The organism is Streptomyces odonnellii (assembly GCF_000981895.1).
GTDB classification, from domain to species: Bacteria; Actinomycetota; Actinomycetes; order Streptomycetales; family Streptomycetaceae; genus Streptomyces; species Streptomyces odonnellii.
The window spans coordinates 1-8,574 of the sequence record NZ_LATD01000093.1 but is presented as its reverse complement, the minus strand read 5'-3'; the positions used below and the strand labels follow the sequence as shown (position 1 = coordinate 8,574).

8 protein-coding genes, 1 tRNA gene and 1 pseudogene are annotated in these 8,574 nt (G+C 66.2%); 8 read left to right on the top strand and 2 right to left on the bottom strand.

Annotated elements, in window-relative coordinates; translation table 11 throughout:
* The 6 genes and pseudogenes from WH07_RS10580 to WH07_RS10555 all read left to right on the top strand — a co-directional run.
* Window positions 1–508, top strand: a pseudogene (locus WH07_RS10580) (hypothetical protein); the annotation flags it as partial.
* A gap of 267 nt (window positions 509–775) precedes the next feature.
* Window positions 776–2,014 carry a branched-chain amino acid ABC transporter substrate-binding protein gene (locus tag WH07_RS10575; protein ID WP_046498504.1) on the top strand — a complete coding sequence of 413 codons (1,239 nt, stop codon included), beginning with the start codon at window positions 776–778 and terminating at the stop codon, window positions 2,012–2,014.
* Between the two features lie 102 nt (window positions 2,015–2,116).
* Window positions 2,117–3,046, top strand: a complete 930-nt coding sequence (locus WH07_RS10570; RefSeq protein ID WP_046498502.1) for a branched-chain amino acid ABC transporter permease — start codon at window positions 2,117–2,119, stop codon at window positions 3,044–3,046.
* A 5-nt stretch (window positions 3,047–3,051) separates the two neighbouring features.
* Window positions 3,052–4,842 carry a branched-chain amino acid ABC transporter permease gene (locus tag WH07_RS10565; RefSeq protein WP_046498499.1) on the top strand — a complete coding sequence of 597 codons (1,791 nt, stop codon included), beginning with the start codon at window positions 3,052–3,054 and terminating at the stop codon, window positions 4,840–4,842.
* A gap of 5 nt (window positions 4,843–4,847) precedes the next feature.
* Window positions 4,848–5,732, top strand: a complete 885-nt coding sequence (locus tag WH07_RS10560) for an ABC transporter ATP-binding protein (protein ID WP_106409547.1) — start codon at window positions 4,848–4,850, stop codon at window positions 5,730–5,732.
* Window positions 5,729–6,445, top strand: coding sequence for an ABC transporter ATP-binding protein (locus WH07_RS10555; protein ID WP_046498493.1), 717 nt, complete (start codon window positions 5,729–5,731; stop codon window positions 6,443–6,445). Before WH07_RS10560 ends, WH07_RS10555 begins: the two co-directional genes overlap by 4 nt.
* Window positions 6,446–6,591: 146 nt before the next feature.
* On the opposite strand, the gene WH07_RS10550 is transcribed toward WH07_RS10555, so the two are convergent.
* Window positions 6,592–7,260: an ANTAR domain-containing response regulator gene (locus WH07_RS10550; protein WP_046498491.1), complete on the bottom strand. Its 669-nt coding sequence runs from the start codon at window positions 7,258–7,260 to the stop codon at window positions 6,592–6,594.
* A gap of 100 nt (window positions 7,261–7,360) precedes the next feature.
* On the opposite strand from WH07_RS10550, the gene WH07_RS10545 reads away from it, so the two are divergent.
* Window positions 7,361–7,433 (top strand) — tRNA-Leu (locus tag WH07_RS10545).
* A 109-nt stretch (window positions 7,434–7,542) separates the two neighbouring features.
* Window positions 7,543–8,313 (top strand): helix-turn-helix domain-containing protein, encoded by a 771-nt coding sequence (locus tag WH07_RS10540; protein WP_046498488.1) that lies wholly within the window; start codon window positions 7,543–7,545, stop codon window positions 8,311–8,313.
* A gap of 12 nt (window positions 8,314–8,325) precedes the next feature.
* Here WH07_RS10540 and WH07_RS10535 read toward each other — a convergent pair.
* Window positions 8,326–8,574 (bottom strand): pyruvate kinase alpha/beta domain-containing protein (locus tag WH07_RS10535; RefSeq protein WP_046498486.1); only part of this gene is annotated, 249 nt, incomplete at its 5' end.

The following is an 8,574-nucleotide window of genomic DNA, read 5'->3' as shown; positions in this document are numbered from 1 at the left end:
GGCACCACCGGTCCCGGCCGCCCGCCGCCGCACCACCGCCGCCCTCACCGCCCTCGCCGTCACCGCGCTCTGCGTCCCCGGTCTCACCGCGCCCCGGCCGCCCGCCGAGGCCCCGCCGCCCTGGCCCACGCAGGTAATCGACTTCCGCTACGGCGGAGCCACCCCCGCGCCGCACGGCGACGGCGCCCTCAGCTTCGCCGTCCTCCTCTCCGGCGAGGAGGACGAACCCGTGACCGTCGAGGACATCACCCAGCCCTCCGTCGCCCTGACGCTGACCGCGGAACCCGAGCCGCCGTTCACCGTACGGACCTCCTCCGCACAGAAGACGATCATTACGGTGCATGTCCGTGATTGCGGAAAAGTCCAGCGGAATGCCGGACTCCCTTTCCTCGATGTAACACTGCGTAATAAGCGCGCAATACAACAGCAGAGTTTCATACTCGGCTCCGGCTATCCCGACGACCTCACGGCCGCCCTCCAACGGGCCTGCCCCCGCAACTCGCCCTAGCCGAAAGGGATCCGCGCCACCCTGCTGGTTCTCACTATCCGGACTGCCGAACAGTATTAAACCGCCCTTTCCGCCCCATGCATCCAATCTTCGAACTACTCGCGTCATAACAAGAGAGTCACAGCATTGCTCGGACCTCTGCACCAGTCCCACCAGCGCGCTTAGAGTCACGGCCAGTCACCGCGCCACCGGATTCCCTTCAGTTCGGTTCCAGCGCTCGACCCGGCGTTCCAGCAGGGACCGCCGCGCCAGGGGAAAGGACTGATCGTGCGTCACCGTTCTTTGTTGATCATCACTACCGCGGTTACCGCAGGGGCCCTCACTCTGTCGGCCTGCGGTTCCCGCGACGACAGCTCCGGAAGCAGTGACGGCGGCGGCACGACCACCGTCACCATCGGCCTCGACGCGCCGCTCACCGGCGACCTGTCCGCCCTCGGCCAGGGCATCAAGAACTCGGTGGACCTGGCGATCAAGACCGCCAACAAGAACAAGGAAGTCCCGGGCGTCACCTTCAAGCTGGAAGCCCTCGACGACGTCGCACAGGCCGCCACCGGCCAGCAGAACGCCACCAAGCTCGTCGGCGACACCTCCGTCATCGGCGTCGTCGGCCCCCTCAACTCCGACGTCGGCCAGTCGATGCAGAAGGTCTTCGACGACGCCAACGTCGTCCTCGTCTCGCCCGCCAACACCAACCCCGAGCTGACCCAGGGCAAGGACTGGCAGAGCGGCAAGAAGGTCCGCGGCTTCAAGACGTACTTCCGCACCGCCACCACGGACGCCATCCAGGGCCCGTACGCCGCGCAGTACATGTACAACGAGCGGAAGCTCAAGAAGGTCTACGTCATCGACGACAAGAAGACCTACGGAGCCGGACTCGCCGCGACCTTCAGCAACGAGTTCACCAAGCTCGGCGGACAGGTCGTCGGCACCGACCACATCAACCCCGACGACAAGGACTTCTCCGCCGTCGCCAGCAAGGTCGCCCAGGCCAAGCCCGACTTCGTCTACTACGGCGGCGAGTACCCGGCCGGCGCCCCGCTGTCCAGCCAGATCAAGAACGCCGGCGCCAAGGTCCCGACCATCGGCGGCGACGCGCTCTTCAGCGCCGAGTACATCAAGCTCGCCAAGCAGAACTCCGAAGGCGACCTCGCCAGCTCCGTCGGCGCGCCCCTGGAGACCCTCGACACCGCCAAGAAGTTCATCGCGGACTACGAGGCGGGCGGCTACAAGGACGCCTACGAGGCGTACGGCGGCTACTCCTACGACTCCGCCTGGGCGATCATCCAGGCCGTCAAGGCCGTCGTCGAGAAGAACGACGGCAAGCTCCCCGAGAACAAGGACGCCCGCAAGCAGATCACCGAGGCCATGCAGACCGTCACCTTCGACGGAGTCTCCGGAAAGGTCGGCTTCGACGAGTTCGGCGACACCACCAACAAGCAGCTCTCCCTCTACGAGGTCAAGGGCGGCAAGCACGTCCCGGTCAAGAGCGGCGAGTTCGGAGGCTGACCCGGGCCGCAACCGGCCCACCCTGTACACCCACATCGCGCGGGGGCGCCACAGCGCCCCCGCGCGGCCGTATCTGACCACACCCCACTCGGAGGCCCCGCGGTGAACGATCTGCCGCAGCAACTTGCCAACGGCCTGCTACTCGGCGCGCTGTACGGACTCATCGCGATCGGTTACACGATGGTCTATGGCATTGTCCAGCTCATCAACTTCGCCCACGGCGAGATATTCATGATCGGCGGCTTCGGCGCGCTGACCGCATACCTGTGGCTGCCGGACGGCACCAGCCTGCTCCTCGCGCTCCCCCTCATGATCCTCATGGCGATGGCCTGCTCCGTGCTCGTCGCCATGGGAGCCGAGCGCTTCGCCTACCGGCCACTGCGCAATGCCCCCAGGCTCGCCCCCCTCATCACCGCGATCGGCCTCTCCATCGCACTCCAGCAAGCCATCTGGGCGTTCTACCCCGACGCCACCAAATCCAGGCCCTTCCCCGAATTCGACGGCGGCAGGCTCGACCTCGGCGCCTTCGCCATCGGCCGCGGCGACCTGTTCCTGCTCATCGCCGCCCCCGTCTGCATGATCGGACTCGGCTTCTTCGTCTCCAAGACCCGCACCGGGCGCGCCATGCAGGCCACCTCGCAGGACCCGGACACCGCGAAGCTCATGGGCATCAACACCGACCGCATCATCGTCACGGCCTTCGCCATCGGCGCCGCCTTCGCCGCCATCGCCGCCATCGCCCACGGCCTCAAATACGGCGAAGTCAACTTCAAAATGGGCTTCATCGCCGGCCTCAAGGCCTTCACCGCCGCCGTACTCGGCGGCATCGGCAACATCTACGGCGCGATGATCGGCGGCCTCGTCCTCGGCCTCGCCGAAGCCATGGCCACCGCCTACATCGAGAACATCCCCGGCATGTCCCAGCTCGGCGGCGGCGCCTGGAAGGACGTATGGGCCTTCGTCCTCCTCATTCTCGTCCTGCTGCTGAGGCCACAGGGCCTCCTCGGCCAGCGCGTCGCGGATCGGGCGTGATACCCATGACCACCACCACCCAGCAAACCGCCACCGGCACCCCCCGGCAGACCCCCGGGCTGCTCCCCCTGCCCTCGGCCGCCGCCGGCCTCACCACCGCCGCCGGAGCCGTCCTCACCTTCGCGAGCACCTTCCTCGCCTGGACCTGGACCGCCGAATTCCCCGGCGACCTCACCGTCACCGGCTACCCCGGCGGCCTCCAGCTCCTCACCCTCACCGGCGCCCTCCTCACCCTCCTCTTCACCCTCGCCGGACGCGGCCTGCGCGGCCTCGGCTGGCTCACCCCCGGCGGCAAGAACAGCCCCGTACTGCTCCTCGCCCTCGGCACCTTCGCCGTCACCTGGTACACCATCATCGCCATCGCGGTCGAACTCGGCGGACTCGCCAACCTCGAACCCGGCGGCTGGGTCGCACTCGTGACCTCCCTCATCACCCTCATCGGCGCCCTCGGACTGCCCGGCGACATCCCCGCCGACACCGACAACGCGTCCCCCTGGACCCGATTCGTCCAGTCCCTCAAAGCACCCACCCCGGAGAAGGCCGCCCCGCTGCCCTCCTGGGCCGAGATCCTGATCATCGCGATCTCCTTCGGCCTCGGACTGTTCGTCTTCACCTACGGCATCGACACCGAATACGCCGAACTCTTCATCGGGTTCCTGCTCCTCGTCGGCTTCGGCGCCACCGCCATCGCCCGCGCCGGCCTCAACCACCGCCTCTCCGCACTCACCGCCACCCACAAGAACGTCACCGTGACCGCGGCCTTCGTCGCCGCCTTCGCGTTCCCGTTCACCCAGTCCAACGACGCCTACGCCACCATCGGCGCGAACATCCTCATCTTCGCGACCGTGGCACTCGGCCTCAACGTCGTCGTCGGCCTCGCCGGCCTCCTCGACCTCGGATACGTCGCATTCCTCGGCGTCGGCGCCTACACCGCCGCACTCCTGTCCGGATCACCGTCCTCCACCATCGGCATCACGCTCCCCTTCTGGGCAGCCGTACTCGCCGGCGCCGCCGCCTCACTCATCTTCGGCGTCGTCATCGGAGCCCCCACCCTGCGGCTGCACGGCGACTACCTCGCCATCGTCACCCTCGGGTTCGGCGAGATCTTCCGCATCGGCATGCAGAACATGGACGGCTCCTCCGGCCCCGACATCACCAACGGGCCCAACGGCATCCCCAACATCCCCGACCTCGAACTCTTCGGCTTCAACCTCGGCGAACCCCACACCGTCCTCGGCGTCGAACTCGGCAGGTTCTCCAACTACTACCTGCTGATGCTCCTCTTCACGATCATCGTCGTGACCGTGTTCCGCCGCTCCGACCAATCACGCATCGGCCGCGCCTGGGTCGCCATCCGCGAAGACGAAACCGCCGCCCGCGCCATGGGCATCAACGCCTTCCGGCTCAAACTCCTCGCCTTCGCCCTCGGCGCCACCCTCGCCGGCATGGCCGGCACCGTACAGGCCCACGTGACCTTCACCGTCACACCCGCCCAGTACAAATTCGTCGAAGCCGTACCGCCCAACTCGGCATTCCTGCTCGCCGCCGTCATCCTCGGCGGCATGGGCACCGTCAGCGGACCCCTCATCGGCGCCGCACTCCTCTACCTCATCCCGGCCAAACTCCAGTTCATGTCCGACTACCAGCTCCTGCTCTTCGGCATCGCCCTCATCCTGCTCATGCGATTCCGCCCCGAAGGCCTCATCGCCGACCGCAGGAAGCAGCTCGAATTCCACGAAACCGGCCAACTCGACACCCCCAAGGGCGATATCGGCCTCAGCAAGGCGGGGGCGTGAACACCATGACCAACAACACCGCCACCACCACACCCGTACTCCACGCCGCCGGAGTCACCATGCGATTCGGCGGACTCACCGCCGTACGCAACGTCGAACTCACCGTCAACAGCGGCGAAATCGTCGGACTCATCGGCCCCAACGGCGCCGGCAAAACCACCTTCTTCAACTGCCTCACCGGCCTCTACATCCCCACCGAAGGCACCGTCTCCTACAAAGGCGCCGTCCTCCCGCACAAATCCCACCTCGTCACCCAGGCCGGCATCGCCCGCACCTTCCAGAACATCAGGCTCTTCGCCAACATGACCGTCCTGGAAAACGTCCTCGTCGGCCGCCACACCCGCACCAAAGAAGGCCTCTGGTCCGCCCTCCTCCGCAGCCCCGGATTCAAAAAAGCCGAACGCGAATCCGAAGAACGCGCCATGGAACTCCTCGAATTCACCGGACTCGCCGCCAAACGCGACCACCTCGCGCGCAACCTCCCCTACGGAGAACAGCGCAAGCTCGAAATCGCCCGCGCCCTCGCCAGCGAACCCGGACTGCTGCTCCTCGACGAACCCACCGCGGGAATGAACCCCCAGGAGACCAGGACCACCCAGGACCTCGTCTTCGCCATCCGCGACCAAGGCATCGCCGTCCTCGTCATCGAGCACGACATGCGCTTCATCTTCAACCTGTGCGACCGCGTAGCCGTCCTCGTCCAGGGCGAAAAACTCGTCGAAGGCACCTCCGAAGTCGTCCAAGGAGACGAACGCGTCGTCGCCGCCTACCTCGGCACCCCCTACGAAGGCGCCCCCGGCGCCGACGAAGTCGCCGAAGTGGAGGACGCGGAAGCACACAGCACACCCGGAACGAGCGGCTCGTCCGGCACAGAAGGAGAAAACCAGTGACCGCACTCCTCGAAGTCGAGGACCTCAAGGTCGCCTACGGCAAGATCGAAGCCGTCAAAGGCATCTCCTTCAGCGTCGAGGCCGGCCAGATCGTCACCCTGATCGGCACCAACGGCGCAGGAAAAACCACCACCCTGCGCACCCTCTCCGGACTCCTCAAGCCCGCCGGAGGACGCATCACCTTCGACGGAAAACCACTCGGCGGAATCGGCGCACACAAAATCGTCGCACTCGGCCTCGCACACTCCCCCGAAGGACGCCGGATCTTCCCGCGACTCACCATCGCGGAAAACCTCCAGCTCGGCGCGTTCCTCCGCAAAGACAGCGACGGAATCGCCCAGGACATCCAGCGCTCCTACGACCTGTTCCCCATCCTCGGCGAACGACGCAAGCAAGCCGCCGGCACCCTCTCCGGCGGCGAACAGCAAATGCTCGCCATGGGCCGCGCACTGATGTCACGGCCCAAACTGCTGATGCTGGACGAACCCTCCATGGGCCTCTCGCCGATCATGATGCAGAAAATCATGGCCACGATCAGCGAACTCAAGTCACAGGGCACCACGATCCTGCTCGTCGAACAGAACGCACAGGCGGCACTCTCACTGGCCGACCACGGCCATGTCATGGAGGTCGGCAAGATCGTCCTGTCCGGCAGCGGCCAGGACCTGCTCCACGACGAATCGGTACGGAAGGCGTACCTGGGCGAAGACTGAACCGTACAGCAGTACGGCTGCACGGCGGTACTGCGTGCGGTACGGCTGCACAGCCCAGTCCTGCGGTACGACGGCACGGAAGAGGCCCGCCCCGACACATTCGAGGCGGGCCTCTCCTCGTACACAAGGCCATACAGAACCGTGAGCTACTCCCCCTTCGACGACTCGCCCTTCGCCGCCTTCTTCTCCCGCGCATCCTCGATGACCGCCTCCGCCACCTGCTGCATCGACAACCGCCGATCCATCGACGTCTTCTGAATCCACCGGAACGCCGCCGGCTCCGACAACCCGTACTGCGTCTGCAGAATCGACTTCGCCCGGTCCACCAGCTTCCGCGTCTCCAACCGCTGCGTCAGATCCGCGACCTCACGCTCCAACGCCCGCAGCTCCGTGAACCGCGACACCGCCATCTCGATCGCCGGCACCACATCACTCTTGCTGAACGGCTTCACCAAATACGCCATGGCACCGGCATCCCGCGCCCGCTCCACCAGATCCCGCTGCGAGAACGCGGTCAGCATCAGCACCGGCGCGATCGACTCCTTCGCGATGCGCTCCGCCGCGGAGATCCCGTCCAGCACCGGCATCTTCACATCCAGAATCACCAGATCAGGCCGATGCTCCCGAGCCAGCTCCACCGCCCGCTCCCCGTCCCCGGCCTCACCGACGACCGCGTACCCCTCTTCCTCCAGCATCTCTTTCAGATCGAGACGGATCAGCGCCTCGTCCTCAGCGATGACGACACGCGTCGTCAGCGGCGGGACGTGCGACTTGTCGTCATCATCGACGGGCTGGGGCGACTTGGGGGCGGTCACGGATGCTCCTCGTTCAGACAGGATGCTGCTACCTGAGACTACCTAGCTCCTGTATGTTTGAGTCACAGCGGGTCTCCGCTAACCTTGGAAGTCAAGGCTGGCCCTGGTAGTCCAGCGGGAGAGACACGGTGCTCAAACCACCGACAGCGTGGGTTCGAATCCCACCCAGGGCACTCCCCCTTCGATTCCAAGGCTCACCAACGGTTGGTGATCTTCACTCGCTCCGGTGAACATGGTATCGATTCGGTCCATGGCCACGCGTCTTCAACCAGGCTCGCGTCCATGTACGACCTCGAAACCCGCAAGCGCGCAATCGCGCTCGTTCTCCGAGGCCACAGCCTCAATGCCGTGAGCAGGCAGACCGGTATATCGCGTGCGGCGATCCGCTCTTGGCAGTCCCGCATCGAGCCGCTGCCCCGGATGGCCGCACAGGCACGCCCGTGTCCGAGATGTCGGCCTGAGCCAGGTGTACCGGACGACCCTGCTTCATACGCGTATCTGCTGGGCCTCTACCTCGGCGACGGTTGTATCAGTGCGCAGCCGCGCACCGGTTATCAGTTGCGCATCGCCTGCGCGGACGCCTGGCCCGGCCTGATCGTCCGGTGTCAGGCCGCCATCACCGCCGTACGGGCCGAGGACCGTGTGTACGTCCTCCAGAGGCAAGGGTGCGTCATGGTGACCAGCTACGGACAGCACTGGCCGTGCCTGTTCCCTCAGCACGGACCGGGCAAAAAGCACAACCGCTCCATCGTCCTCGAACCCTGGCAGCAACGGATCGTCCGCATACATCCGTGGGAGTTGCTGCGCGGACTCATCCACTCGGACGGATGCCGGGTGACCAACTGGACCAGCCAGGTCGTGGCCGGCGAGAAGAAGCGGTACGAGTACCCCCGGTACTTCTTCAGCAATCTGTCCGCCGACATCCTGCGGCTCTACACGGACACCCTCAACGCCGTCGGGGTGGCCTGGCGGCAGGCGAACGAAAAGAACATCTCCGTCGCCAAGCGCGCGTCCGTCGCTCTTATGGACGCGCACATCGGGGGCAAGTACTGACCCCGCCGCCCCCTACCGCTTCGGGCTGTCGTTCTCGCCGATGTGGTGGACCCTGACCAGGTTCGTCGAGCCCGGGATGCCGGGCGGGGAGCCCGCTGTGATGATCACCGTGTCGCCCTTCGCGCAGCGGCCGATCCTCAGGAGTTCCTCGTCGACCTGCGCGACCATCGCGTCCGTGGAGTCGACGTGCGGGCCGAGGAGCGCCTCGACGCCCCAGGTGAGGTTGAGCTGGGCGCGGGTGGCGGGGTCGGGGGTGAAGGC